The following is a 25827-nucleotide window of genomic DNA, read 5'->3' as shown; positions in this document are numbered from 1 at the left end:
ATGTGCTCCTGACTGTCGTATAGATCCACTCTACGACAAATCCAGCCCTTGGAAAAAACAACGCTTTATTCCATCCTGCGCTAAGTCGGGCATAAGCCACGCTGACGGGCTACCCTCAACGCAGCCGGCCAACGGCTCAATGCACATAAATGGAATAACAAAATACTTTTTTATTATTTCATGAGCTAAACAGCCCACCCTTATAGTCGCCACCCACTACTTCCACCAAAAGCGCGGGGCCCTGCCATGTCGATCTTTGCCAAACCGCTACTCAATGCCAGCCTTGCCATCGTGCTTGGCACCGGTCTGTTCAGCCAGGCGTTTGCCGGCGAGCAGCTGCAGACCATCAAGGACAAGGGCGTGCTCAACGTCGGCGTCGAAGGCACCTACCCGCCGTTCAGCTTTGTCGATGACAGCGGTAAGCTGTCGGGCTTTGAGGTAGAGCTGTCGGAGCTGATCGCCAAAGAGCTTGGGGTCAAGGCCAAGGTCCAGCCGACCAAATGGGACGGCATCCTCGCGGCGCTGGAGTCCAAGCGCCTGGACGTGGTCGTCAACCAGGTGACCATCTCCGACGAGCGCAAGAAGAAGTACGACTTCTCCGAGCCGTACACCGTCTCCGGCATTCAGGCACTGGTGCTGAAGAAGAAAGAAAAAGATCTGAACATCAAGTCTGCAGCTGACCTGGCCGGCAAGAAGGTCGGTGTCGGTCTGGGCACCAACTACGAGCAATGGGTCAAAGCCAACGTGCCGACCGCCGACGTACGCACCTATGAAGACGACCCGACCAAGTTCCAGGACCTGCGCGTGGGCCGCACCGACGCTATCCTGATCGACCGCCTGGCTGCGCTTGAGTACGCCAAAAAAGCCCAGGATACCGTTGCCGCTGGGGACGCCTTCTCGCGTCTCGAGTCGGGCATTGCCCTGCGCAAGGGTGAACCGGAACTGCTCGCGGCCATCAATCAGGCCCTGGACAAGCTGCGCGCCGACGGCAGCCTGGCCAAGCTGTCCGAGAAGTACTTCGGCGCTGACGTGACTAAATGATTGAAGAAAGCCTGCAACTGGTAGCCGACTCCGCGCCCTTTCTGCTCAAGGGCGCTGGCTACACCATCCTGCTCAGTGTCGGCGGTATGTTCTTTGGCTTGCTGCTGGGCTTTGCCCTGGCGTTGATGCGCTTGTCCAAGGTGCTGCCGCTGGACTGGCTGGCGCGTATTTACGTGTCGTTCTTCCGCGGCACGCCGCTGTTGGTGCAGCTGTTCGTGATCTACTTCGGCCTGCCGCAGATCGGCCTTGAGCTTGACCCGATCCCGGCAGCGCTGATTGGCCTGTCGCTGAACATGGCAGCCTACGTCTGCGAAATCCTGCGGGCGGCGATCTCGTCGATCGAGCGCGGCCAGTGGGAAGCCTGCGCCAGCATCGGCATGACCCGCGCCCAGGCCATGCGCCGGGCGATCCTGCCGCAAGCCATGCGCACCGCCCTGCCGCCGCTGGGCAACAGTTTTATCTCGCTGGTCAAGGACACCGCGCTGGCGGCCACCATTCAGGTGCCGGAGCTGTTCCGCCAGGCGCAGCTGGTCACCGCGCGGACCTTCGAAGTGTTCACCATGTACCTGGCCGTTGCGGTTATCTACTGGATCCTGGCGAGCATCCTCGCCCACTTCCAGAACCGCCTGGAAGCACGGGTCAACCAGCATGACCAGGAGCGTTGAGCATGATCGTAGTTGAAGGCCTGACCAAGCGGTTCAACGGCCAGACCGTACTCGACGGCATCAACCTGACCGTCCAGCCCGGTGAAGTGATCGCCATCATCGGCCCCAGCGGCTCGGGCAAGACTACCTTTCTGCGCTGCCTCAACCTGCTCGAGACCCCCGACGCCGGACGCATCCAGATCGGCGACATCAGCATCGACGCCAACCGCTCGCTGGGTAACCAGCAGAGCGCCATCCGCCGCTTGCGCCAGCAGGCCGGGTTTGTCTTCCAGAACTTCAACCTGTTCCCCCATCGCACGGCGTTGGATAACGTCATCGAAGGGCCGCTGGTGGTCAAGAAGACCCCGCGCGCCACAGCCCTGGAGCTTGGCCGACGTTTGCTGGCCAAGGTCGGCCTGGCCGGCAAAGAAGACGCCTACCCACGACGCTTGTCCGGTGGCCAGCAACAGCGCGTGGCGATTGCTCGGGCGTTGGCCATGGAGCCGGATGTGATCCTATTCGACGAGCCAACCTCAGCGCTGGACCCGGAACTGGTGGGTGAAGTGCTGGAGACCATTCGTGGCCTGGCCGAAGAGCAGCGCACCATGATCATCGTCACCCACGAGATGAGCTTTGCCCGGGATGTCGCCAATCGGGTGATCTTCTTCGACAAAGGGGTGATTGTTGAGCAGGGTGAGGCCAAGGCGTTGTTTGCCAATCCGAAGGAAGAGCGGACTCGGCAGTTTTTGCGCAAGTTTCTTGGGACTGCCGCCTCCTAGCGCCCTGCCTTTCGCGGCACTGGTCAGAATTGCTGGGGGCGCTACGCGGCCCCCGACGTCCTAAAAACCACCGCATTATTAAAGCCAACCGCCGCAAGCCTCAGCACTTCTATCTATATTCCCAAATGATCGTTCAAAATTATTTAATAAGACTTTAAGGTATATACACCGGACCACCGGACCAGCACATGCGCAGCGCAACCACCAAGCGCCGCCGCCACTTTTTTGTGAGGTCAGGAATGGTCAGGAATGCAATCACCCCAGTGCATAACGCCAGGGCATTGAGTACAGCCAAGGAGCGGTACTAATGTCCAGCCAGGCACAAACCCTTCACGCCAGCGACCTCGACAGCCCGCCAGCACTGCTGCCGGCCAAGGTCCTGCGCAACGACGCCGAAGCCCTGCAAGCCGCCCATGAGCTGGCCGCAGTCGCTCGCGCAAACGCCTCCAAACGCGACCAGCAGCGCAAGCTGCCGTGGGCCGAGATCGAGCTGTTCACTCGCAGCGGGCTGGGCAGCATCAGCATCCCCAAAGCCTTCGGTGGTGCCGACGTGTCCTTTGTCACGGTCGCCGAGGTGTTTCGCGTCATCAGCGCTGCCGACCCGGCGCTGGGGCAGATCCCGCAGAACCAGTTCGGCATGCTGCAACTGCTGCGCCTGACCGCCAGCGAAGCCCAGCAGGCGCTGATTTTCGGCTCGGTGCTGAACGGCTGGCGGATCGGCAATGCCGGCCCCGAGCGCGGCAGCAAAGACACCCTCACCCTGAAGGCGCGGATCAGCCGTGACGGCGACGCCTATCGCATCAGCGGCGAGAAGTTCTATTCCACTGGCGCCCTGTTCGCCCACTGGGTTGCGGTCAAGGCGCTGGATGACGAAGGCCGCCAACGCCTGGCTTTTGTCCGCCGTGGCAGCCCGGGCCTGCGCATCGTTGACGACTGGTCAGGCTTTGGCCAGCGCACCACCGCCAGCGGCACCGTGCTGCTCGACCAAGTACCGGTGGAGGCTGAGCTGGTGATCGACAACTGGCGCCAGCGCGACCTGCCCAACATCCAGGGCGCGGCGTCGCAGTTGATTCAGGCAGCCATCGACGCCGGTATCGCCGAAGCAGCCATCGATGACGCGATCAGCTTTGTGCGGGAGAAGTCCCGGCCGTTTATCGACGCCAACGTCGAGCGCGCCAGCGATGACCCTTACGTGATCGCCGACATCGGCCGGCTCAAGCTCGAGCTGCACGCCGCCGAGGCGCTGCTGCGCAAGGCCGCGAAGGTGCTGGACGAGGTCAACGCTGGGGCCATCGATGCTGACGCCGCCGCGCGCGCTTCGATTGCGGTGGCCGAAGCCAAGGTGCTCACCACCGAGATCGCCCTGCAGGCCAGCGAGAAGCTGTTCGAACTGGCCGGCAGCCGCGCCACCCTCGCCGAGTTCAACCTCGACCGGCACTGGCGCAATGCCCGCGTGCACACCCTGCACGACCCGGTGCGCTGGAAATACCACGCTGTGGGCGCCTGGCACCTGAACGGCACCCGGCCTGCCCGACATTCCTGGATTTGAGGGCCTCTGGGGCCGCTTCGCGCCCCTTCGCGGGTAAACCCGCTCCCACAAGGTTCAGCTCAGTTACCTGTAGGAGCGGGTTTACCCGCGAAGGGGCGCGAAGCGGCCCCAAGGCCCCGGAGAACACAATGAACGCAACTGTCATCCGCACTGACGGCGAGGCCCTGGCCGTCGCTGACGAACTCGCCAGGCAACTGCGCCGCGACAGCGCCCTGCGCGACCGCGAGCGGCGCCTGCCGCACGCCGAGCTGGAGCTGTTCAGCCGCTCCGGGCTGTGGGCCATCAGCGTGCCCAAGGCCTTTGGTGGTGCAGGCGTGTCGTATGTCACCCTGGCCAAGATCATCGCCCGGATTGCCCAGGCCGACGGCTCGCTGGGGCAGATCCCGCAGAACCACTTCTACGCCCTGGAAGTGCTGCGGGTAAACGGCACGCCCGAGCAACAGCAGCGGCTGTACGCCGAAGTGCTGGCCGGGCGGCGCTTCGGCAACGCCCTGGCCGAACTCGGTACCAAGACCGCCCACGACCGCACCACCCGGCTCAGCCGCGAGGGCGACGGTTATCGCATCAACGGCCGCAAGTTCTACTCCACCGGCGCGCTGTATGCGCAGCGTATCCCCACTTCGGTGATCGATGACGACGGCGTTCAGCGGCTGGCCTTCGTGCCGGCCGATGCGCCGGGCCTGCAAGTGATCGACGACTGGAGCGGCTTTGGCCAGCGCACCACCGGTAGCGGTTCGGTGGTGTTCGATAACGTCTGGGTAGCCGCTGCCGACGTGGTGGCGTTCCAGAGCGCATTCGAGCGGCCGACACCGGTCGGCCCACTGGCGCAGATCCTCCACGCTGCAATCGATACCGGCATCGCCCGCGCTGCTTTCGAAGACGCGCTGCACTTCGTGCGTACCCGCAGCCGGCCATGGGTCGACTCGGGCCACGACAAGGCCGTCGACGACCCGCTGACCCTGAAGAGCTTCGGCCAGTTGTCGATCCGCCTGCATGCCAGCGAAGCACTGCTGGAACGCGCCGGCGAATTCCTCGACCAGGCCGCGGCAGCCACGCCGGAGACAGCCGCCGAGCGAGTGGCCGCAGCCTCGATCGCCGTCGCCGAGGCCCGTGCCATCAGCACCGAAATCGCCCTCGCCGCCGGCACCACGCTGTTCGAGCTGGCCGGCAGCCAGGCCACCCTGGCCGAGCACAACCTCGACCGCCACTGGCGCAACGCCCGCGTGCACACCCTGCACGACCCGGTGCGCTGGAAGTTTCACGCCATCGGCAACTACTACCTCAACGACATCAACCCACCGCGGCGGGGGACGATCTGATGAGCAAGCAAATCCTCCTCAACGCCTTCAACATGAACTGCGTCGGCCACATCAACCATGGCCTGTGGACCCACCCACGCGACACCTCGACCCAGTACAAGACGCTGGACTACTGGACCGACCTGGCCAAGCTGCTTGAGCGCGGGTTGTTCGATGGCCTGTTCATCGCCGATATCGTCGGCACCTACGACGTCTATGGCCAGTCGGTCGATGTAACGCTGAAGGAGTCGATCCAGCTGCCGGTCAACGACCCGCTGCTGCTGGTCTCGGCCATGGCTGCCGTCACCCGCCACCTGGGTTTTGGCCTGACCGCCAACCTCACCTACGAGGCGCCGTATCTGTTCGCCCGCCGGCTGTCGACCCTTGACCACCTGAGCAACGGCCGGGTCGGTTGGAACATCGTCACCGGCTACCTCGACAGCGCCGCCCGCGCCATGGGCCTGGAGCAACAGCCCGAGCACGACCGCCGTTACGACCAGGCCGACGAATACCTGCAAGTGCTGTACAAGCTGCTCGAAGGCAGCTGGGATGACGACGCAGTGGTCGCCGACCGCGAGCAGCGGGTCTACGCCCGCCCCGACAAAGTGCGCAAGGTCGAGCACCACGGCGAGTTCTACAAGGTCGAGGGCTACCACCTCTGCGAACCCTCGCCGCAGCGCACGCCGGTGCTATTCCAGGCTGGCAGCTCGCCACGCGGCCTGAGCTTTGCCGGCAACCACGCCGAATGCGTGTTCATCAGCGGCCAGGACAAAGCCTCCACCCGTATTCAAGTCGACAAGGTGCGTGCCGCCGCCAAGGCGGCCGGGCGTGATCCGCAGGCAATCAAGGTATTCATGGGCATTACCGTGATCGTCGCCGCCAGCGAAGCCGAAGCCCAGGCCAAGCATGCCGAATATGTGCGCTACGCCAGCCCTGAGGCCGGCGTCGCCCACTTCGCCAGCTCGACCGGGATCGACTTCGCCGCGTTCGAGCTGGACGAGCCGATCGGCTTCGCCAAAGGCAACGCCATCCAGTCCGCGACCCGCCAGTTGCAGGACAGCGCCTGGACCCGCCGCCGCCTGCTCGACCAGCACAGCCTCGGCGGCCGCTACGTGACCCTGATCGGCACCGCCGCGCAGGTCGCCGATGAGCTGATCGGCTGGATCGACGAAACCGGGCTCGACGGCTTCAACCTGACCCGCACCGTAACCCCGGAAAGCTTTGAAGACTTCATCGACCTGGTCGTCCCCGAACTGCAACGCCGCGGCCGCTACAAGACCGCTTACCAGGACGGCAGCCTGCGCGAAAAACTGTTCGCCAGCGACCTGCCGCACCTGCCTGCCGACCATCCCGGTGCCCGCTACCGCAACAACACCCCAATCCCTGCCCCGACTGGAGCCCTGCACCATGCTTGATAAACTGTTCCGGCCCGTCGCGGCCGCCGTACTGTCACTGGCCATCAGCGCCAACGTGCTCGCTGCCGAGCCGCTTAAAGTCGGCACCACCGCAGCCTTTGCCATTCCCCTTGAAGCCGCTGTCGAAGAGGCGCACAAGCAAGGCCTGGAAGTGAAGCTGATCGAGTTCAGCGACTGGATCGCGCCGAACGTCAGCCTCAACAGCGGCGATATCGACGTCAATTACTTCCAGCACATCCCGTTCCTGGAAAACGCCAAGGCCGCTGCCGGCTTTGACCTGGTGCCGTACAAGCCGGGGATCATCAACAACGTTGGCCTGTACTCGAAAAAGTACAAAAGCTTTGCCGAGCTGCCGACCGGCGCCAGCGTGGCCATCGCCAACGACCCGATCAACAGCGGCCGTGGTTTGCAGCTGCTGGCCAAGGCCGGGCTGATCACGCTCAAACCCGGCGTTGGCTACAAGGCCACCGAAGACGACATCGTCGCCAACCCGAAAAAACTGAAGATTCTGCAGGTTGAAGCAGTGCAGCTGGTGCGCGCCTACGACGATGCCGACCTGGTCCAGGGCTACCCGGCCTATATCCGCCTGGCGAACACCTTCGATGCGAAATCAGCACTGCTGTTCGACGGCCTGGAAAACAAGGAATACGTGATCCAGTTCGTTATCCGCCCACAGGAAAAGGACGATCCACGCCTGGCCAAGTTCGTCGACATCTACCAGCACTCGCCTGCGGTAAAGGCTGCGCTGGACAAGGCACACGGCAGCCTCTACCAGGCCGGCTGGGAAGGCTGACATGAGCAGCGCCAGCGCCCTCAGGGTGCCCACTGCCCCAGCCGTCCCGGCGCCCGGCCGCGAGCAGGCGTTGCGGCCCGAGGTCAATCAGGCCCATGTGCGCTTCATCGGCCTGGGCAAGACCTACCCAGGCCAGGCCCAGCCTGCCCTGCAAGGTATCGACCTGAACATCCGCCGGGGCGAGATCTTCGGCATCATTGGCCGCAGCGGCGCCGGCAAGTCGTCGCTGCTGCGTACCATCAACCGCCTGGAACAGCCGAGCCAGGGCCGGGTGCTGATCGATCAGGTCGACATCGCCCCGTTCGACGAAGACCGCCTGGTGGCCCTGCGTCGGCGCATCGGCATGATCTTCCAGCACTTCAACCTGATGTCGGCGAAGACCGTGTGGGACAACGTCGAGCTGCCGCTCAAGGTTGCCGGCGTAGCCAAGGCCGAGCGCCAGCAAAAGGTTCGCGCGCTGCTTGATCTGGTCGGCCTGGCCGACAAGCATCAGGTGTACCCGGCGCAACTCTCCGGCGGGCAGAAGCAGCGCGTCGGCATCGCCCGGGCGCTGGTGCATGACCCGGAAATTCTACTGTGTGATGAAGCCACCTCAGCCCTCGACCCGGAAACCACCGCGTCGATCCTCGAACTGCTGCGCGACATCAACCAGCGCCTCGGCCTGACCGTGGTGCTGATCACCCATGAAATGGCGGTGATCCGCGATATCTGCCAGCGCGTGGTGGTGCTGGAGCGCGGTCAGGTAGTCGAGCAAGGTGAGGTCTGGCAGGTGTTCGGCAGCCCGCAGCATGCAGTGACCCGCACCTTGCTCGCGCCGTTGCAGGGCAAGTTGCCGGCAGCGTTGCAGAGCAGTTTGCTGCCGACTGCTAGCAACCGCGATGCGGCCCTGGTGCTCAAATTGGTGGTGTTTGGCGAGCCACAGTTATCCGGCTTGTTTGACGACCTTGGCGGTCAGGTCAGCCTGCTCCAGGGCGGCGTCGAAACCATCGGTGAACATGCGCTGGGGCGGTTGATCGTGTCAGTGCGGGGTTCAGCGCATGACACCCATGGCGTGCTCGAGCGCGCACGGCGTTGGGCAGATGATGTGGAGGTGTTGGGCTATGTGGACTGAGCGATTGCTGCAAGGCTTGTGGGACACCTTGCTGATGGTGGGCGTATCGTCGCTGGTGGCGTTGCTGCTCGGCATCCCGATGGCGGTGCTGCTGGTCACCAGCGACAAGGGCGGGATTTACCAGGCGCCGTTGCTCAACCGGGTGGTGGGCGCTTTCGTTAACCTGTTTCGCTCGATCCCGTTTCTGATTCTGATGGTGGCGCTGATCCCCTTCACCCGGCTGGTGGTTGGCACCACCTATGGCGTGTGGGCTGCCGTGGTGCCGCTGACCATCGCCGCCACACCGTTTTTTGCGCGGATAGCCGAGGTCAGTCTGCGCGAGGTTGACCATGGTTTGATCGAAGCGGCGCAGGCGATGGGGTGCCGGCGCTGGCATATCGTTTGGCATGTGTTGCTGCCCGAAGCGCTGCCGGGGATTGTTGGCGGGTTCACTATTACCGTGGTGGCGCTGATCAACTCATCGGCCATGGCAGGCGCGATTGGTGCTGGCGGCTTGGGCGATATTGCCTACCGCTATGGCTATCAGCGGTTTGACAGCCAGGTGATGTTGACCGTGATTGCCATGCTGGTGGTGTTGGTGGCGGTGATCCAGCTGGGTGGGGATCGGTTGGCCCGCGGGCTGAACAAGCGGTGACCGGATTGGGCCCGCTGCGCGCGCCTTTCGCGACACAAGGCCGCTCCTACAGGTGATCGCGTCCGGCCAGGCTACGCGGTCCCTGTAGGAGCGGCCTTGCCGGGGCGCCGGACCGGTCGGAAAGGGCTGCAAAGCAGCCCCAAAAATCTCACCCCCACCCCAGATCCGCAGCGGGCACCGGCCGCCCAAACCAGTAACCCTGCCCTAACTGACACTCCTGCGCCAACAAGAACAGCGCCTGCTCCGCCTGTTCGACCCCTTCGGCATGCACCTGCATGCCCATGCTCCGAGCCAGGGCGATGATCACCCGTACAATCGCCACATCATCCTCATCCTGCGGCAACCCCGAAACGAACCCTTTGTCGATCTTCAGCTTCTGCACCGGCAAGCGCTTGAGCCGCAGTAGCGACGAATAGCCCGTACCGAAATCATCGATGGCCAGGCGCAAGCCCAGCTCACGGAGCCGATGCAGCTGCTCCAGCGCCACCTCGGGGTCTTCCATCACCGCGCTTTCGGTCACTTCCAACTCCAGCAGCGCCGGGTTCAGGCCGGTGTCGTGCAGCACCTTGGCCACCTGCAGATACAAATCCCGCTGAGCAAACAGCCGGCTGGAGATATTCACCGCAATGAAGTCCAGCAACTGCCCCGCGGCCTGCCATTCGACCATCTGCCGACACGCCTGGCGCAGCACCCAGCCATCGATCTCGGCAATCAGCCCGCTGGCCTCGGCAATCGGGATGAACTCACCCGGCGGCACCAGCCCGCGCTCGGGGTGCTGCCAGCGCACCAGCGCTTCAACCCCAACCATGTTGCCGCTGGCCAGGTCATGCACCGGCTGGAAGAACAGCCGCAGTTCCTCCTGCTCCAGTGCCCGGCGCAGCTCTGTGGCAATTTCCACCCGCTGCTGGGCATGCGCAGTCAGCTCTTCGGTGTACAACGCATAACCACCGCGACCGTTGCTCTTGGCCTTGAACAGCGCGGCATCGGCATTGCGCAGCAGCTGCGCGGCGCTGAGGGCATCGCTGGGGAACAGGCTGATGCCGACGCTGACCCCGATGAACAGGCTGTGCCCCTCGCAACTGAACGGCTCGCGCATCTGCTCGATCAACGTCTGCGCCAGGGTTGCCGCCTGGCCGACCTGCTGGCAGTTCTCCAGCAGCACGGCGAATTCGTCGCCGCCGAGCCGGGCCAAGGTCAAGCCCTTGTCCAAGGCCGCACGCAGGCGTTCGCCAACCAATTTGAGCAATTGGTCGCCAACCGGGTGGCCAAGGCCATCGTTGATGCTTTGAAAATGATCCAGGTCGAGCAGCAACAGCGCACAGCCGCGCTTGTGGCTCTGCGCCGCGGCCAGGGCCTGCTCGGCGCGATCATTGAACAGCAGCCGGTTGGGCAAGCCGGTCAGCGGGTCGTGGTGGGCGAGGTAAGCCAGCTCCTGCTCGGAATGCTTGATCGCACTGATGTCGCTGAATACCGCAACGTAATGGCTGAGCTCGCCGCTGTCGTCGCGTACGGCGCAAATCGTCTGCCATTGCGGGTAGATTTCGCCGCTTTTGCGCCGGTTCCAGATCTCGCCGCTCCACTGCCCCTGCTCGCGCAAGGTGGCGTAGATCTGCTGATAGAAGTCCGCCCCATGCCGCCCCGACTTGAACTTGCTCGGGCGCTGGCCGAGCACTTCGTCCTGCTGATAGCCGGTAATACGCATGAACGCGCGGTTAACGTGCACGATCAGGCCCTGCCGGTCCGTCACCAGCACGCCCTCCAGGGTGCTGTCGAACACCGCCGCCGCCATGCGCAGGCGCTCGCGGTCCTCACTGCGCAGGCGCGCGCCGATACCGATGAAGTTGAGCAGGCGCGCCCGTGAGATAAAAATCACCAGCGCACTGAGCAACACCCATACCAGCACATTGATGCAGCGCCCCAGGTACAGCGCCAGCGGATCCTCGGACAACTGTTGCAACAGCTGCTCACTGAGCACCAGCCACAGGATCGATAACACCACGTACAGCGCGGCCATGCGCAAGGCGTCGCGAACAGAACCAGTCATGTCGGGTTACTAATGCCCTTAAAAAAAATTGGGGCATTATAGGGCCCGAAACATGTCTTGATGCATTCCCGCTCTGGTTTTATTTCCCGGTCAATGGATAATGCAAAGCGCAGTTCCCCCCCGCGTTTCCGAGGGCTTTTACATTTATGTGGTACTACGGCTTACTCGACCTGTCGGCCTGGCAACTGGTCGCGGTCACCCTGCTGATGACCCACGTGACCATCATCAGCGTCACGATCTACCTGCATCGCTACTCGGCGCACCGCTCGCTTGAGCTGAACGCCGGCCTCAAACACTTCTTCCGCTTCTGGCTGTGGTTGACCACGGCGCAGAACACCCGCGAGTGGACCGCCATCCACCGCAAACACCACGCCAAGTGCGAAACCGTCGATGACCCGCACAGCCCGGTCATCAAAGGCCTGAGCACCGTGCTGCGCAAAGGCGCCGAGCTCTACCGCGAAGAGGCGCAAAACCCCGAAACCCTGCGCATCTACGGCAAGAACTGCCCGGATGACTGGATCGAACGCAACCTCTACTCGCGCTACAAGCTGGGCGGCATTGCCTTGATGGCAGTGCTCGACCTGCTGCTGTTCGGCACCATCGGTATCACCATCTGGGCGATCCAGATGATGTGGATCCCGTTCTGGGCCGCAGGCGTGGTCAACGGCCTTGGCCATGCCGTTGGCTACCGCAACTTCGAGTGCCGCGACGCCGCCACCAACCTGGTGCCGTGGGGCATCATCATTGGCGGCGAAGAGCTGCACAACAATCACCACACCTACCCCAACTCGGCCAAGCTGTCGGTCAAGCGCTGGGAGTTCGACATGGGCTGGGCCTGGATACGGGTGCTGAGCCTGCTGCGCCTGGCCAAGGTACAACGGGTCGCGCCAATCGCCCACCGCGTCGAGGGCAAGGCCAGCCTGGACATGGACACCGCCATGGCGATCCTCAACAACCGCTTCCAGATCATGGCCCAGTACCGCAAGCTGGTCATCGCCCCGCTGGTCAAGCAGGAGCTGGATGTAGTCGATGCCTCGCTGCGCCACCGCTTCCGCCGCGCCAAGCGCCTGCTCTCGCGGGAAACCAGCCTGCTGCAGGACCGCCACCACGTGCGGATCGAGTCGATGCTCGCCCACAGCCAGGCGCTCAAAACCATCTACGAGAAGCGCCTGGCGCTGCAACAGATCTGGGCGCGAACCAGCGCCAATGGCCACGACATGCTCGCGGCCATGAAAGACTGGGTCCACGAAGCCGAGGCCAGCGGCATCCAATCGCTGCGCGATTTCGCCAGCCAGCTGAAAACCTACTCGCTGCGCCCAACCGCCTGATCCCCGTTGATCGGCATGCCCTGTTCTGGGGCATGCCGAGCGGAACTTCACCCCACCTCCTTACTCAAATCCGGCACATCGCCCGCGTGGCGGGCCGGATCGTGGCCGCACGCCCTCAGCCGAGAATCGCTCCGTGCACATGGCCAAACACATACAGCCCCGCGACCCGCCACCTGCCGCTGCGCAAACCCTGCTCGCGCTGTTTCATGCGCAAGGTGAAGTGGCGCGCCTGAGCGAGCGCGAGCAGCTGTTCAGTTCCCTGCTCGAAACCGTCAACGCAGTGCTCTGGGCGTTCGACTGGAAAACCCGCCAGGTGCTCTATGTCAGCCCCGCCTTCGAGCGCATCTTCGGCCGCCAGGTCAGCCGGGTGCTGGCTGACTTCAACGAATGGCGCGACAGCATCTACCCCGACGACCTCGAGTACGCCGAGCGTAGCCTGGCCCAGGTGCTGCTGCAGGGCGCTGTAGAAGACCGCGAGTACCGCATCATCAACGCCGCCGGCGAAATCCGCTGGTTGAGCGACAAGTGCTATATCAACCAGCAGCAGAACGGCGACCGCGTGATCGTGGTCGGCATCGCCGAAGACATCACCGAAAAGAAGCAGCTCGAAGGCGAACTGCAGCGTCTGGCCACCACCGACGTGCTGACCCAAAGCAGCAACCGCCGGCACTTCTTCGAGTGCGCCAACCAAGCCTTTACCGCCGCCCGCGAAGACGGCACGCCGTTGTCGTTTCTGCTGCTCGACATCGATGACTTCAAGCTGATCAACGACACCTACGGCCACCAGCAAGGTGACGAGGTGCTGCAGCACATCGCCGACAGCGGCAAGGCCGTACTGCGCCGCGGCGATGTGTTCGGGCGGATTGGTGGTGAAGAGTTTGCTGCGGTGTTCCCCGGCTGCGAGGCCGAGGTCGCCGAGCAGATCGCCGAACGCCTGCAGCGCGAGATCCAGCGCCTGAGCTTCAGCCATGGTCAGGAACGTTTCGGCGTGACCATCAGCCAGGGCCTGACCAGCCTGCACGACGACGACCTCAGCCTGGACAGCCTGTTCGCCCGTGCTGACGCGGCGATGTATCAGGCCAAGCGTCTGGGCAAGAATCAGATTATTTGCGGCTGACCAGAGCCTTGCGCAGTCCCAACTCCATATCGTCGATCAGTGCTTTGGCCAAACCGCTGAGAATGCGCGCCGCACTCCCCGCCTGCCGGTCATTTTCCATCTCTGCCTCGGTGGTCAGATGGCGGATGCAACCGAGCATGACCGACAACTCCGAGAACGCATGCTCGAACGGCACATCGCCCTGCACGGCAAACAACGCCAGACATTGATCTTGCGCGCCCTCCTGTAGGAGCGGCCTTGCGTCGCGAAAGGCCCGCGAAGCGGGCCCGGCGATATCAGCGGCGGAGCTGAAATCTGGGGCCGCTACGCGACCCTTTCGCGACACAAGGCCGCTCCTACACAGATCGCAGCACATGCTTTCAGCGTTGGTGGATTGAGTGGCTTCGTCCGTCATGGCGTTGCCTCCCCGGCCACGGCGTGGGCGATCAAAGCGCGCATCAGCTGGTTCAGGATATCGACGTTTTCCAGCAGGTAACTGTCGACGCCGATGGGCTCGGTGCCGAGATAAGCTTCGAGGGTGCGGTTCATGCAGTCCATCAACTTGGAAACCTGGGTGAGAGCCTCTTCGCGGCTCAGGTCGCTGATGACTGAGAAGTAGGAAATTGGGGGGTCGGGGACGATCTTTTTCATAGTCGATTTCCAGTACGTAAACGGAAGCGACCACTCGAACCTTTCTCACGGATTTGGGTGGCAGCCGTACACGGGGTGAGAAAACCGAGGTACTGGAAACCCGGCCAGACCGAAGTCTGCCCGCGCACGGCTGCCGTGAAGCATTGCCTAACAGTACTGGTCGGGTTTCTCACACCCGGTCACCAAACCTGGCGACCCCGTGACGTTATCCCTGAGGCATTTCCCCGACAACAGAGCTGCTTCCGCAAGTCGCGTAGGATAATTCCCAAGCTACCCCGATTAGAAGCATTTGGTTTCAAGTTCGGAAACGTCTTACGCAAACACCCGCAAATCTATCGCGTAGGAGCGGCCTTGTGTCGCGAAAGGCCCGCGAAGCGGGCCCAGCGATATCAGCGGCGAAGCTGGGATCTGGGGCCGCTGCGCAGCCCTTTCCGACCGGTCCGGCGCCCCGGCAAGGCCGCTCCTACAGAGACCGCACACTACCCGGTACCAACACTAGGCTGCATGCCACCAACTCAGCCATGACTAAGCTGATGCAAAATCATCAGATGAACATTCACGTCCAATTTCTGTAGGTTTTCGATCCGCGCTTGACCGCCCGCACTCAGCGCTGGCACGAATCCGTAAATTTCGGATTCGCTGAGCGGCCCTAACGTTTGCACCGCACGCTCGAAAAGATAGTTTTCTTCGATATCTTCGAAATCAAAATCATCAGGCTCGGCCATGGCAAAGAAAACACCCAAACTCCGATCTGGATCGGGATTCGGCGTGTGAACCTCACCTTTCATGGCCAGTACCCAATTGTCCGCGCAAGAGACGGTGACCTTGCGGTGATAGCGCTGGCCCCACAGGTAGAACGTGCCAAAGCCCGTGCGGCCGATTACGTGATAATCATCGATATCTGCCAGCTGGCTACGTTTGATCCACTCGCGCAACAGCGGCGTGTACTCATCCGGATCAACCGTCCAGAAACGACCGCCGGCATAACCCGCCCAACCCTCTTGCTGCCAATAGGCCAGCAAACGATCAGGCAAAACGCCGCGATATTTGTCGATGCTCGAAGCCGGCACCTCACGCCGCGAGGTGGCCTCGCCCATATTGTCGATGAACAGCTCGAGGTATTCGTCTCTCATGGTGTTGGCCTCCTTGGCATTACCAGCCGGGATCGCATTCTAAATATTTGCACCCCTCGTACTACGCTGGTGCGCGGTTTGTGTAGGAGCGGCCTTGTGTCGCGAAAGGGGTGCGCAGCGCCCCCAAAAATTCCAGCTCCGCCGCTGCCATCGCCGGGCCAGCTACGCTGGCCTTTCGCGACACAAGGCCGCTCCTACAAAGGCCTTGCCGCCACTGATATCCGCACCCGACATCACAACGCTCGCAGCCATCACCTCACCGACGCAACTGATCCAGAATCATCAGCTGCTCAACCATCTTCACCTTCACCATATGCTCAAGGTCAGCCTTGCCGCCGATGCACAGCGCCGGTTCGAAAGCATACATCTCGTCCTCGGCAACCGGTCCCAGCTTGGCGAGTGCACGCTGGAACAGCGGCTTGCCGTGGCTATCGTCAAAGTCCAGGCTGTCACGTCGGGTAGAACCGAGAAAGATACCGAGGCTGCGGTCTGGTTGTGGGTTGGGTTTGTGCAGCTGGTTTTTAAGCGCGACAATGCCGCCAGCCAAACTCGATACAGTGATCTTGCGCTGATAACGCTCGCCCCAGGCATACAGCGAACCGAAGGCATCCCTGGCAATCACGTGGTAATTGTCGACCTCAGCCAGGCCGCTGCCTTGCAGCCACATATCCAGCGTGGCCTTGTACGCATCCGGGTCTACGATCCAGAACAAGCCATCAGCGAAAGAACACCAGCCTTCTTCGCGCCAGTAGCCCAGCAATGCAGGCGGCAGTTTTGACTGGTATTTGTCGATGCTCGCTGCAGGCACCTCACGACGTGAGGTGGCTTCACCAAGGTTGTCGATCATTGACAGGAAAAACTCATCCCGCACCGATTAAGCCCCTTGATCCGTTTGCAGGTGACGTAACGGCCGCCACCCGTCATTCGTATTTGAAGTCTGCCGCAAACTTGCCGGTCTGTAGATCCAGCTTGATCATGCAGCCTGACCACGGTTTGCCTTGCTCGAACAAATTGTTGCCAGCGAAATACGCCCGCAACTTTATCAACAAGAGGCGGATGTCGTGATCAACCCGCGCAGGTTCAGGCACGAACCACTGCGGCTCACTCCCCTCGGCCTGATAGTCATAAAACAGTTTGGCGTGGTCGCCGGTCGGCGACAGCTCGACCTCAACAGAAACCCACTGAGCCTGCTGGGGCGCTATCGCCATTAGGATTTCGCCCAAGCCCTGATAAATTTCCTGATCTGTACTCATACCCCCCCCGGGCTGTTGGCGAAGTTTTCTATCACCGGCCGGTTGCGACCGATCTGGTAGACAACCCTGAAGCTGTCCGGCCTGACCGATTGACCGGCATAAACTGGTTCGATCTTAACACTGACAGAGTCGCCGCTCTTGAGAGCCTTGGCCCAGGTGTTTTCCATGACCTTCCAAGCGCCCTTGTTGAGGTTGCCATTCATCGGCAACACGTTCAGTCGCTCGCCGGGGCCGTTGAAGATACTCGCTATCAGATGGCCGCCTTCGTCACCCTCAATGCCGCATTTACCCGCCTTGCACTGCTGGTAACCGTTGCGATCTTTCAGGTTCAGCGACAGGGTAGACTCGACGCGGTCGACTCGGCCCAACTCGTCGGTCTGGTAGATCTTGTTGCCGTCGACATTATAGATGGTGTTGGGCTCAGGCTTATTCAGTTCTTTAGACCACGCGCCCTTTTCGCCAGAAGCAATTTCTACTTCCCGCTTGGGCGTTTTGACGGGAGGCTTGGGCAGCGAAGCAGAGAAGTCCCCTGCGTTGTCCACCGCCTGACCATTGTGAGTTACGGTCTGCGAACCATAGCCCCCGCCAGGTTTGGTACTGTACTCGCCATCGACCGCCTTCCACTCAAGGTTCTTGACAGCCTGCCGTTCAGCCATCTGCTCAAGCTTGTCGGTGCTGAGCTTGATACCGACCTTGGCCAGCTTGACGCCGCCTTTGGCAACTCCGCCAACCCCGGTGACAAGGCCACCAACGTCCCACACCAGTTCGCCAATGTCGTAGCCCATCTGCTCGGCGTTGGCGTCACCGCCGACGGTAAGCGCGTTCTCGATGCGAGCGACCTTGGCTTTGAGGTTTTGTTTGACCTCTTCCGGGTAGCCGGCCAAGGCGCTCGGGTCGTCAATCAGGCCGCCGATGGCCTTCACCGTCTCGATCGGGTGCAGAAGCATCTGCGCCAGCCCCGAGATATCGTCAAATCCGGCCTTGATCAAGCCTTGGCCAACGCCACTCTGGGTCAACAGGTCCTGCTTCTTGCTGATATACGCCCACTTGGCCAGCACCTTGAGTTCATCAATGCGCCCTTCAGCTTCTTTGAGCTCCTTGCGCGCCTGGACGTACTGCTGAGTCGCCAACCAGTTGTTATCCACAGCCCCCGAGGCCGCCGCGGTAGCGGTGGCGGCATCGAGGCTGGTGGTGGCGGCGATGCCGGTGACCAGGCTGACGATGAGGTTGCGCTTGGCTTCGCGCTGGCTTTCAGTTTCGGTCGGGCTGGCTTCGGAGAACAGCCCGGTGAGCAGGCTCGACGCCGCCGCGCCGGCCGCACCACTGCCGCAGCTCTGGCTGCTGGCGGCCGCACCGGCGCAGGCGAGGATGCCGTGCAGGGCAGCGTGCATTGGCGTGCCTTCGACCAGGGTGCCGTCGGCGACCAGGTCACCGAGGTAACCGGCGCCTTGCTGCTGCACGTAGTTGACCACCATGCCTTGCATGAACGCGCCGTTGCCGGCACTGATGTTGCCGCTTGCTGCGGCAACCAGCGCGGTGGTGATCTGCCGGTAGGTGCCGCCGGCGCCCCAGTTGCCGGCCACGCCATCCGCTTCGTTGCGCAGCCTGATGGCCTGGTCGCGCAGGGCCTGGCTGAGCTCGGCGTCGCTGGTTTCGAGGGCCTTGGCGTCGGCTGCATCGGCCGCGTTGCGCTTGGCGTCGACTTCCTTGGCCTTGTTGGCAAGCAGGGTGCCGGCCTCGTTGGCAAAGGCGTTGACGATCTCGAAGCCGGCGCGGATCTGCTCTTCGTCGAAGATCGGCTTGAGCGCGTTGGTGCTGTCGCGGTCACTGGAGACATCGCGATTGAGCCCGGCGAGGGTCTCGTCGACGCTCTGGCCGGTGCGCTCGCGCTGGGCAGCGGCGTCGGTGATGAGGATGCTGCCGCCACTGATGCCGCTGCGGGTCACGCTGCTGGCGCTGTCGCTGGCACTGATGGCAATCGGCAGGCTGGCGCCGATCTGTTTGTCGTTGGTGGGGATCTCGGTGCCGGGGGTAATCGCGCCGCCGGTCTGCACCTTGCCGTCCTGGGACTTGCCGATCTCGCTGTAGCCGCCGCCGATGCTGAAGGTGCTGGCGTCGTACTCGGCTTTGTTGCGGATGTCGCTGGTGGTCAGGCTGGCGGTTTCGAGGCGGTTCTTCACGTCAGCCACAGCCTTGTCGCTGCTGGCGATGACCGCGCCTTTGAGGTCGGTGTTGCCGCCGACGCGGATGTCGAAGCCGCCGTCGCCGGCCTTGATCCCGGACTGCTCGGTAACGCTGGCAAAGTCCGAGTCCATGTCGGTGCCGCCGAGGTTGGCGCTGCCGCCGCTGACCGTGCTCATGCCGTAGCAGAACGGCGGGATGCAAAGGCTGATGCCGACACCCATGCTCTTCTCGTCGACCTTGAAGGTGTCGGTGTCTTGCAGGCTCTCGATGTTGAGGTCGCCGCCAACGTCTGCCAGCACCTGACGGCCACTGACCACGGCGCCGCGCAGGTTGGTGTCACCGCCGGAGACCAGCGTGGTGGTGTTGCCTGCGGCGATCTGGGTGTTGGTGTGGGTCAGGGTGTCGCCATCGGCGTCGCCGCGGTTGCCGCTGACGCCCAGGTCGAGGGTGAAGCCGTTGCGCGAGCCGCCCAGCGACAGGCCGATGCCGACGCTGGCGCTCATGCCTTTGCTGTCGCTGTCCTGCTTGCTGGTGTTCTGCGCGGCGAGCAGGTCGATGTTGCCGTCGGCGGCGAGGGTGGCGTTGTTGCCGGCGCGCACCTCGCTGCCCTGGACGAGAATGTTGCTGTCGCTGCCCGCGCCGGTGGCGCGCAGGCGCACGTCGTTGCCGGCAATGATGGTCGAGCCGGCAGCGGCGTCGCTTTGCTGCACGGTGGTGCTCTGTTGCTGCTTGGTGCCCAGCGACAGGCTGATGTTGATCCCGCCGGCAGCGCCCGGGTCCTGGGCGACTGCAGTGGCGGCGTTGTTGACCGCCAGTGCGGTGGTGGCCGCAGCCAGCGCCTGCATGCGGCCGTCTTCGGTCTTGCTCGACGCCTGCTGCATCTGCTGGGTGGTCTGGATCGCGCTGATCACCGGGTTGGTGATGGTCACGGTGAAGCCAGTCTGTTTGAACAGCGTCTCGCGGGTGCGCTCGCTGGTCTCGCGGGCTTCGGTGATGGCGATCTGTTGAGCGAGGATGTCGACGTCGCCTTTGGGCGCGACCACATCACTGCCGACCTGGCGGTACTGGCGCCCGGCTTCGATCATGACATCGCCTTCGGTGCTGCCGATGGTGCTGGCGCGGGCGGTTTCACGGGTGGTGAGGTCTTTGACGCTCTGCTGCTGGGTACCCATGGTCAGGGCGATGCCGCCGCCGCTGAACAGGCCGCTCTTTTTCTCCGACTTGTCGTGGCGTTCGCTACTGCTTTCGGTGGCCGCCTCGATGTTCACATCGCGCTCGGCGACCAGCACCGTTTGCTGGGTCGAGACCACGTCGCTGCCGCGCACGCTGATATCGCGGCCGGCCTGCAGGTAGGTCTGCTCGCCGCTCAAGGTGGTGCCGCTGGCCTGGGTCTGGCTGACGGTGTCGCGCAAGGTGGTGGTCTTGCTCGACAGCATGCCGTTGCTGCCCTTGAACTTGTGCGCTTCGTCGGCGAACTGGTACTGCTCGGCGGCCGTCAGGTTGATGTCGCGGCGCGCTTCGGCAAGGACCATGCCTTGGTCGCTGGTGACCGTGGCGCCGCGGGCGTTGAGGTCCTGGCCGGCGGTGATGCGCAGGTCACCGTTGGTTTGCACGGTGCTGCCGACTTCGCCGCGGCTGGCTTCGTTGCGCCAGTTGCTGGCATCCCAGCGGATCGCCTGCTGCGAACTTTCGCTGACGGTGCCGAGGTTGACGTCGCGCCCGGCCTGCAACTGGGTAGCGCCGCCCTGGCCGGCGTTGACCACCTGGCTGCCTTGCAGGTTGAGGTCATTGCCGGCGGCGACTTTCATGCTGCCGCCATCACCGCTGACAAACAGCCCGGCGACCCGCGACAGGTTGCTGCGGGTGCCTTGCTCGCTGCTGCTGTCGCGGCTCAGCGAGCGGCTGTTGATGTCCTGCCCGGCGTCGATGGCGAGGCTGTCGGTGGCGCCGATCAGGCCGCCAAGGTTGTTCAGGTTGTCGCGGGTCTGCAAGGCGACGTTGTTGCCCTGGATGCGGCCACCGAGGTTGTCGATGTTCTGCGCGGTCAGCGCGACCACGCTGCGCCCGCCGAGGCTGCCGCTGTTGATCAGGTCACCAGACAGGTCGAGCTTGAGCTGCTGGCCGGCGATCAGCGCGCCATTGCCGTTGATGTCGCCCTCTTGCACGCGCACATAGACCTGCGGCACCAGCACCTTGCGCGATTCGCCGTTGGCCAGGGTGACGTTGCGCTCGACCAGCCAGACGATGTCGCTGGTCAGCTGGGCCATCTGCTCGGCGCTCAAAGCAACACCCGGCACCAGGTTCCAGTCGCTGGCCAGGGTCACGGCGTTGTCGATCAGGGCGCGGTACTGCGCTTCGTCGTTGGCAAAGCCGTCGAGGAAGCGCCGGCCGGTGAGCTGGGCGATCTGTTCGCGGATCAGCTTCTGCTCGTAGAAGCCGTCGCCAAGGCGTTGCTGAGTCTGCGCCGGGTCGAACTGCAGGCGCTCGAGCATGTAGTCCGACGACAGCCATTTGCGGTAGCTGGTAAAGCGCGCGTCGGTCTCGATCAGGTAGTTACTGGTGCCTGCGGGGTTGGTCTGGAACAGGCTGTTGTTGGGCAGCGCCAGGTTCAGGCCGCCGGTGCGCACCTGGTCGGCAATGCCCTGGCCGTCGTTGAGCTTGACCTCGACCACGGCGCCGACCCGGTACTGCTCGCCGACCTCGGCGTTGACTGCACCCACCGTAGCCACCTGCTGGCCGACCTGGAGCAGCTCGCGACCGCTCAGCTGAGTGCCGCTGCCGTTGACCACGGCGTACTGGCCGTACTCAGTGGGGGTCAGGTCGATGTCCTGGATCAGCGGCGCCGGGCGGTAATCGGTGATTCTGCGGCCCTGGCTGTCACGGCCCTTGCGCTGGATGCGGTAGAAGTTGGTCGCGGTGCCGGCATCGGTGGTCACCCGCTGGCCGTCCACCTCGGTGTTGATCACTTGCGCGGCGCCGGCCTGGAGCAAGCCACCGGCTAGAATCCGGCTCTTGTCGTTGAGTACGCTGTCGCCGCTGAAGGTCAGGTTGCCGCCGGCCAGAATCTGCCCAGGCGCTGAGCTGGCGATACGGGTTTCGACCACGCTGCGGGTGTAGTCGTAGCGATTGAAGTTGTCGCGCACGCCATCCGGGGCGACCAGATGATCGACTTCGTCGCGGTAGACCGAGACCTGATCAGGGCGGTAGCGGTTGGGCGAGCCGGTGATCTGGAATTCCTGCAACTGCTCGCGGCTGACTTCTACGTCGACGGTGCTGAAGTGTTCGTTGGTGTTGCGCAGCTCGCGGATGTTCAGGCTCATGGCGCCCAGCGATTCGACCGTGGCGCTGGCGTTGGCCAGCAGGTCGGCGCGGCCGCTGGCCTGATCGTTGCCATCCAGCGTGCCGCCGATGGCGAGGTCGCCGGCACTGAAGATCAGCGCCTGCTCGCGGTTGTCGATGCGCTGGCTGCCGATGTCCAGCCGCTCACGGGCGGCGATGACCGCCGCCGGGCCTGCTTCGTCGAGGTTGGCCAGGGTGCGGCTGGCGATGGCCAGACGGTCGCCGTAAATGCGCCCGGTGCCAAGGTTGAACAGCTCATCGGCTTGCAGACGCACCTGCTGACCGTCGATCAGGCCGCGGTTGTGCAGTTGGCCGTTGACCCGCAGGTCGACCTGGGTGGCGGCCATTTCTCCGCTGGCGGCGTTGTCCAGCGCCTGGCCGCGCACGATAAGCGCTTGCCCGGCGAGCAGTTTGCCGCTGTTGTACAGGGCCCCGCCGATATCGATATCGACCTTGCCGTTGGCTTGCACCTGGCCGCCGAGGCTGAGGTTGCCCTGCTGGCGCAGGATCAGGTCACCGAGGCTGAGCAGGCGGCCACTGCCGCTGAAGTACGCCGCATTGAGCGACAGCAGGCTGCCGCCGAGCAAGGTGCCACTGCCGTTGTCGACGGCCAGGCGGTTCTGCGCCGGGTCGCGATCGGCCAGGCGCAATTCGCTGCCAGCCGAGATCAGGCCGGCGTCGTTGTACAGCGCCTGGGCCAGGCCGAGGTCGATGCCGGCGTCAGCGCGCAGGGCGCCTTGCTGGTTTTCCAGAGTGTCAGCGCGCAGCAGCAGCGACTGGCCTTCGATGCCTTGCTCGTTGCCCTGGCTGGTGCGGTTGTCGAGCTGCGCGGTGGTCAGCCGGGTTTGCCCAGCGCTGCGCAGCAGGCCGCCGCGGTTGTCGATGCGCTCGTTCTGTTCAACGATCAACGCACCTTTGGCCTGCACCTTGCCGCCCTGGTTGTCGAGGCGGTTACCGAGCAACTGCACCTGGCTTTCGCCGGCGATCTGGCCCTGATTGTTGAGGGTGGTGGCTGCCAGCAGCAGGTTGCCCTTGGCGCCGATAAAGCCCTGCTGGTTATCCAGTTGCGCGCTGCGCAGCTCGACTTCGGCCTGGCCGACGATGCCTCTGTCAGCGCCTGAGGCGCTGTTGTGCAGGGCGGCGCTGCCGGTGTCGACGAACAGCCGGCCACCGGCCTGGATCAGCCCGCCGCTGTTGAGCAGCTCGCCGCTGCGCAGGTCGAGCCTGGCCTGTGCATCGAGGGTGCCGCCGTTGTTGTTGACGCTTTGCCCACGGCTGTCGAGCAGCAGCTCGCGGCCACTGATCACGCCCTGGCTGTTGTTGAGGCCAAGTGCGCCGAGTTGAATATCGCCAGCCGCTTCGAGGCGCCCGCCCTGGTTCTGCAGCTGACCCTTGCTGACTTCCACGAATAACCCCGCCTCGACCGAGCCGAGGGTGCCGCCGCTGTTGTCGAGCTGGCCGGCAATCACTTGCATGGCCTGGGTCGCGGCGAGGGTGCCGGCGAGGTTGCTGAGGCTGTCGGCGTTCAGGTTGAGGGTATTGCCGGCGCTGAGCGTGCCGCCGTCGTTGAGCACTTCGCCGGCAGTGACGGTCATGGCGCCGCCAGCAGCCAGGGTGCCGCCACGGTTGTCCAGGCGCTGCGCGTCGCGCACTTGCAAAGTGCCGCCGTGGGTGGCGATCACGGTGCCGCCGCTGGTATCAAGGTCACGGCTGTCGAGCAACACTTGCCGGCCTTGGGTCTGGCCGTTGGCAAGCTGGGCCTTTTGCGCGCTGATCTGCAGGGCGCCATTACTGGCCAGGGTGCCGCCGTTACCGTCGATTTCGCTGGCGCGGACGTCGAGTTTGCCGCTGCCAGCGTGCTCGACCTTGCCTTTGCGGTTGGCCAGGGTGCCTGCGTCGAGGCTGAGCTCGCGGGCGTTGCTGGCGATGCGGCCGTCGCTGTTGTCGAGCTGGCCGGCGACTTTGATGAGGCTTGCTGCGGTGCCGGTCTGGACCAGTTCGCCGCCGTTGTTCGAGAGCTTGTCGGCGTTGACCTGCAGGTTGCCGACATTGACCTTGGCGCTGTCGCTGCGCACGGTTGCGCTGGCTTTGGCGTCGAGGCGGCCAGCGCTGTCGATGGTGCTCGAGCTGAGGTCAAGGTCGCCGTTGTTGGCGGTCAGGTTGAGGTTGCCGGCGTAGCTGCGGCTGTGGCTGAGGTCGACCGTATCGCCTTGCAGATCAAGGGCGCCGCTGGCGTGGTTCTGGCCGTGGGCGGCAATCTGCTTAGCCTTGACCGTGAGCGTGGCCTTGCCGCTGGAGGTACCTTGGGCGTCAACGCCGGCTGCCAGCAGCGAGTCGCGGCTGCTGTCGAGTTTGGCCGCGTCGATGTTCAGATTGCCCTGAGCGGCCAGCTCGCCGGTGTTGGTGACCGTGCCCTGGCTGCTGGCGTGCAGGTCGCCTTTGGCGTACAGGCTGCCGCTGTTGTCCACTGCCGTGGCACTGGCCACGCGGGTCGCCCCAGCACTGCTGATGGCGCCCTGGTTGAGCAGCTTGCCGTCGGCGCTGATCACCACGTCACCGGCCATGGCGCCGATCTGCCCGGCGTTGCGTACGCCAACCCCGGCCTCGGTACCGACCAGCTTGATCTTGCCGGCGTACATGCCGCCCAGCTCGGCGACGTCGATGGCCACCTCGGGCTGGGCGCTGTCGTCCTTGGCCAGGGCGGTGGCCTGGGTATTGTCGGCGTTGACCTGATTACGCCCGGTGGTGACCTTGAGGTCGTTGGCCCAGATCCCGGCGTTGACCTCGACGCTGCGCGCGATCAGGTCGGTGTAGTCGCTGTCGCGGGCATCCAGGCCCTTGCCGGTAATGCTCAGGGTGCCGCCTTCGACGCGGTAGCCGGTGATGCGGCCGTTCTCCATCTGCGCGCGGCCGGTGGTCAGGGTCGAGCGGTCGGCATTGATGAAGCCGCAGCCGTCACAGGTGATCCCGGCCGGGTTGGCGATGACCACTTCGGCGCGCTGGCCGGCGACTTCGACGTAGCCACGCAACTGGCTCGGGTTGCTCGAATTGACTTCGTTGAGGATGACCTTGGCACTGCCCCGGCCAAGGTACGGGTTGCCCTCGATCCAGCCGCCCAGCTGGGTTTTGCTGTTGCCGACCGCGTTGTTGAGGATCGCGCCACGGCCGTCGACGTCGAACTGGCTGTAGTTGTTGCGCGACACCCCGCCGGCGCTCGGCGCGCGGATGTTGACCTGCGGCGTGCCGTTGGCGCTGTTGATCACCATCGGCTGCTGCCCGCTGGGCGCGCCACGGTCGGCGACGATGCCAGCGGCCCAGGCCGGGGCCACGCTGAGGCTGATCAGCCCAAGCGCGCCCATCAGGGCGTAGCGCAGGCCGTTGAGGCTGGCGACGCAGGGCTTGGCCACCACGCCGCTGCCACTGCTGACGCCGGGCGCCTTGCCGGCGCTGCTGACGGTTTCGGCGACGACCATGAGCAGGCCGCGCGCCTTGTTGAAAATGATGCGATACAGATGCTTGTTCATTGCAAATCCCT

General features: G+C 63.8%; 18 protein-coding genes. 11 read left to right on the top strand and 7 right to left on the bottom strand.

What is annotated here, in order from left to right; all coding sequences use genetic code 11:
• The first annotated feature begins 246 nt into the window (after nucleotides 1-246).
• From tcyJ to ACIOAU_RS18840, 9 genes are all read left to right on the top strand, one after another.
• Complete coding sequence (tcyJ, locus tag ACIOAU_RS18880; RefSeq protein WP_101322570.1) at nucleotides 247-1041, top strand: cystine ABC transporter substrate-binding protein; 795 nt, start codon at nucleotides 247-249, stop codon at nucleotides 1039-1041.
• Nucleotides 1038-1706: a cystine ABC transporter permease gene (tcyL, locus tag ACIOAU_RS18875; protein WP_101322571.1), complete on the top strand. Its 669-nt coding sequence runs from the start codon at nucleotides 1038-1040 to the stop codon at nucleotides 1704-1706. Before tcyJ ends, tcyL begins: the two co-directional genes overlap by 4 nt.
• Before the next feature lie 2 nt (nucleotides 1707-1708).
• Nucleotides 1709-2464: an L-cystine ABC transporter ATP-binding protein TcyN gene (tcyN, locus tag ACIOAU_RS18870; protein ID WP_101322572.1), complete on the top strand. Its 756-nt coding sequence runs from the start codon at nucleotides 1709-1711 to the stop codon at nucleotides 2462-2464.
• Nucleotides 2465-2771: 307 nt separating this feature from the next.
• Nucleotides 2772-4013, top strand: coding sequence for an SfnB family sulfur acquisition oxidoreductase (locus tag ACIOAU_RS18865; protein ID WP_401183907.1), 1242 nt, complete (start codon nucleotides 2772-2774; stop codon nucleotides 4011-4013).
• A gap of 128 nt (nucleotides 4014-4141) precedes the next feature.
• Complete coding sequence (locus ACIOAU_RS18860; RefSeq protein WP_401183904.1) at nucleotides 4142-5332, top strand: SfnB family sulfur acquisition oxidoreductase; 1191 nt, start codon at nucleotides 4142-4144, stop codon at nucleotides 5330-5332.
• Nucleotides 5332-6726, top strand: a complete 1395-nt coding sequence (locus ACIOAU_RS18855; protein WP_220632764.1) for an LLM class flavin-dependent oxidoreductase — start codon at nucleotides 5332-5334, stop codon at nucleotides 6724-6726. Before ACIOAU_RS18860 ends, ACIOAU_RS18855 begins: the two co-directional genes overlap by 1 nt.
• A complete protein-coding gene (locus ACIOAU_RS18850; protein WP_150573674.1) occupies nucleotides 6719-7519 on the top strand; it encodes a MetQ/NlpA family ABC transporter substrate-binding protein in 801 nt (266 codons plus the stop codon). Before ACIOAU_RS18855 ends, ACIOAU_RS18850 begins: the two co-directional genes overlap by 8 nt.
• A 1-nt stretch (nucleotide 7520) precedes the next feature.
• On the top strand, nucleotides 7521-8630 hold the full coding sequence (locus ACIOAU_RS18845) for a methionine ABC transporter ATP-binding protein (protein ID WP_401183899.1): 1110 nt from the start codon (nucleotides 7521-7523) through the stop codon (nucleotides 8628-8630).
• Nucleotides 8620-9264 carry a methionine ABC transporter permease gene (locus ACIOAU_RS18840; protein ID WP_101322578.1) on the top strand — a complete coding sequence of 215 codons (645 nt, stop codon included), beginning with the start codon at nucleotides 8620-8622 and terminating at the stop codon, nucleotides 9262-9264. Before ACIOAU_RS18845 ends, ACIOAU_RS18840 begins: the two co-directional genes overlap by 11 nt.
• 148 nt (nucleotides 9265-9412) lie before the next feature.
• Here ACIOAU_RS18840 and dibA read toward each other — a convergent pair whose 3' ends face one another.
• Nucleotides 9413-11308, bottom strand: a complete 1896-nt coding sequence (dibA, locus tag ACIOAU_RS18835; protein ID WP_188036845.1) for a phosphodiesterase DibA — start codon at nucleotides 11306-11308, stop codon at nucleotides 9413-9415.
• 146 nt (nucleotides 11309-11454) lie between these two features.
• Between dibA and desA the strand changes: the two genes are divergently transcribed.
• Nucleotides 11455-12636 carry a delta-9 fatty acid desaturase DesA gene (gene desA / locus ACIOAU_RS18830; protein WP_101322580.1) on the top strand — a complete coding sequence of 394 codons (1182 nt, stop codon included), beginning with the start codon at nucleotides 11455-11457 and terminating at the stop codon, nucleotides 12634-12636.
• Nucleotides 12637-12775: 139 nt separating this feature from the next.
• Complete coding sequence (locus tag ACIOAU_RS18825) at nucleotides 12776-13753, top strand: sensor domain-containing diguanylate cyclase (RefSeq protein WP_101322581.1); 978 nt, start codon at nucleotides 12776-12778, stop codon at nucleotides 13751-13753.
• On the opposite strand, the gene ACIOAU_RS18820 is transcribed toward ACIOAU_RS18825, so the two are convergent.
• The 6 genes from ACIOAU_RS18820 to ACIOAU_RS18795 all read right to left on the bottom strand — a co-directional run bounded on the left by ACIOAU_RS18820 (nucleotide 13740) and on the right by ACIOAU_RS18795 (nucleotide 25816).
• Nucleotides 13740-13955: a DUF3077 domain-containing protein gene (locus tag ACIOAU_RS18820; RefSeq protein ID WP_150573685.1), complete on the bottom strand. Its 216-nt coding sequence runs from the start codon at nucleotides 13953-13955 to the stop codon at nucleotides 13740-13742. The two genes, ACIOAU_RS18825 and ACIOAU_RS18820, sit on opposite strands and share 14 nt — an antisense overlap.
• 188 nt (nucleotides 13956-14143) lie before the next feature.
• Entirely contained in the window at nucleotides 14144-14383 is a 240-nt protein-coding gene (locus ACIOAU_RS18815; RefSeq protein ID WP_401183894.1) for a hypothetical protein, read from the bottom strand.
• A gap of 515 nt (nucleotides 14384-14898) precedes the next feature.
• Nucleotides 14899-15516, bottom strand: a complete 618-nt coding sequence (locus ACIOAU_RS18810) for a GAD-like domain-containing protein (RefSeq protein WP_401183891.1) — start codon at nucleotides 15514-15516, stop codon at nucleotides 14899-14901.
• Nucleotides 15517-15772: 256 nt separating this feature from the next.
• Complete coding sequence (locus ACIOAU_RS18805; RefSeq protein WP_401183888.1) at nucleotides 15773-16363, bottom strand: GAD-like domain-containing protein; 591 nt, start codon at nucleotides 16361-16363, stop codon at nucleotides 15773-15775.
• Nucleotides 16364-16436: 73 nt separating this feature from the next.
• Nucleotides 16437-16769 (bottom strand): hypothetical protein, encoded by a 333-nt coding sequence (locus tag ACIOAU_RS18800; RefSeq protein WP_401183885.1) that lies wholly within the window; start codon nucleotides 16767-16769, stop codon nucleotides 16437-16439.
• Nucleotides 16766-25816, bottom strand: coding sequence for a hemagglutinin repeat-containing protein (locus ACIOAU_RS18795; RefSeq protein WP_401183882.1), 9051 nt, complete (start codon nucleotides 25814-25816; stop codon nucleotides 16766-16768). The genes ACIOAU_RS18800 and ACIOAU_RS18795 overlap by 4 nt, the downstream gene beginning before the upstream one ends.
• Nucleotides 25817-25827 lie beyond the last annotated feature (11 nt).

Origin of the sequence: Pseudomonas sp. NPDC088322, from assembly GCF_044740745.1 — a bacterium.
Classification (GTDB): Bacteria; Pseudomonadota; Gammaproteobacteria; order Pseudomonadales; family Pseudomonadaceae; genus Aquipseudomonas; species Aquipseudomonas shirazensis.
Note: the sequence above shows the minus strand (reverse complement) of the source record. Positions and strands in the feature narration are given on the sequence as shown.

What these genes read in the sequence shown, in the direction of transcription:
- tcyN (WP_101322572.1), top strand. Translation starts at nt 1,709, where the DNA reads ATGATCGTAGTTGAAGGCCTGACCAAGCGGTTCAACGGCCAGACCGTA.
- ACIOAU_RS18865 (WP_401183907.1), top strand. Translation starts at nt 2,772, where the DNA reads ATGTCCAGCCAGGCACAAACCCTTCACGCCAGCGACCTCGACAGCCCG.
- ACIOAU_RS18800 (WP_401183885.1), bottom strand. Translation starts at nt 16,769, where the DNA reads ATGAGTACAGATCAGGAAATTTATCAGGGCTTGGGCGAAATCCTAATG.
- ACIOAU_RS18815 (WP_401183894.1), bottom strand. Translation starts at nt 14,383, where the DNA reads ATGAAAAAGATCGTCCCCGACCCCCCAATTTCCTACTTCTCAGTCATC.
- ACIOAU_RS18845 (WP_401183899.1), top strand. Translation starts at nt 7,521, where the DNA reads ATGAGCAGCGCCAGCGCCCTCAGGGTGCCCACTGCCCCAGCCGTCCCG.
- ACIOAU_RS18840 (WP_101322578.1), top strand. Translation starts at nt 8,620, where the DNA reads ATGTGGACTGAGCGATTGCTGCAAGGCTTGTGGGACACCTTGCTGATG.
- ACIOAU_RS18855 (WP_220632764.1), top strand. Translation starts at nt 5,332, where the DNA reads ATGAGCAAGCAAATCCTCCTCAACGCCTTCAACATGAACTGCGTCGGC.
- ACIOAU_RS18825 (WP_101322581.1), top strand. Translation starts at nt 12,776, where the DNA reads ATGGCCAAACACATACAGCCCCGCGACCCGCCACCTGCCGCTGCGCAA.
- tcyJ (WP_101322570.1), top strand. Translation starts at nt 247, where the DNA reads ATGTCGATCTTTGCCAAACCGCTACTCAATGCCAGCCTTGCCATCGTG.
- dibA (WP_188036845.1), bottom strand. Translation starts at nt 11,308, where the DNA reads ATGACTGGTTCTGTTCGCGACGCCTTGCGCATGGCCGCGCTGTACGTG.
- ACIOAU_RS18795 (WP_401183882.1), bottom strand. Translation starts at nt 25,816, where the DNA reads ATGAACAAGCATCTGTATCGCATCATTTTCAACAAGGCGCGCGGCCTG.
- ACIOAU_RS18850 (WP_150573674.1), top strand. Translation starts at nt 6,719, where the DNA reads ATGCTTGATAAACTGTTCCGGCCCGTCGCGGCCGCCGTACTGTCACTG.
- ACIOAU_RS18805 (WP_401183888.1), bottom strand. Translation starts at nt 16,363, where the DNA reads ATGATCGACAACCTTGGTGAAGCCACCTCACGTCGTGAGGTGCCTGCA.
- ACIOAU_RS18860 (WP_401183904.1), top strand. Translation starts at nt 4,142, where the DNA reads ATGAACGCAACTGTCATCCGCACTGACGGCGAGGCCCTGGCCGTCGCT.
- desA (WP_101322580.1), top strand. Translation starts at nt 11,455, where the DNA reads ATGTGGTACTACGGCTTACTCGACCTGTCGGCCTGGCAACTGGTCGCG.
- ACIOAU_RS18810 (WP_401183891.1), bottom strand. Translation starts at nt 15,516, where the DNA reads ATGAGAGACGAATACCTCGAGCTGTTCATCGACAATATGGGCGAGGCC.
- tcyL (WP_101322571.1), top strand. Translation starts at nt 1,038, where the DNA reads ATGATTGAAGAAAGCCTGCAACTGGTAGCCGACTCCGCGCCCTTTCTG.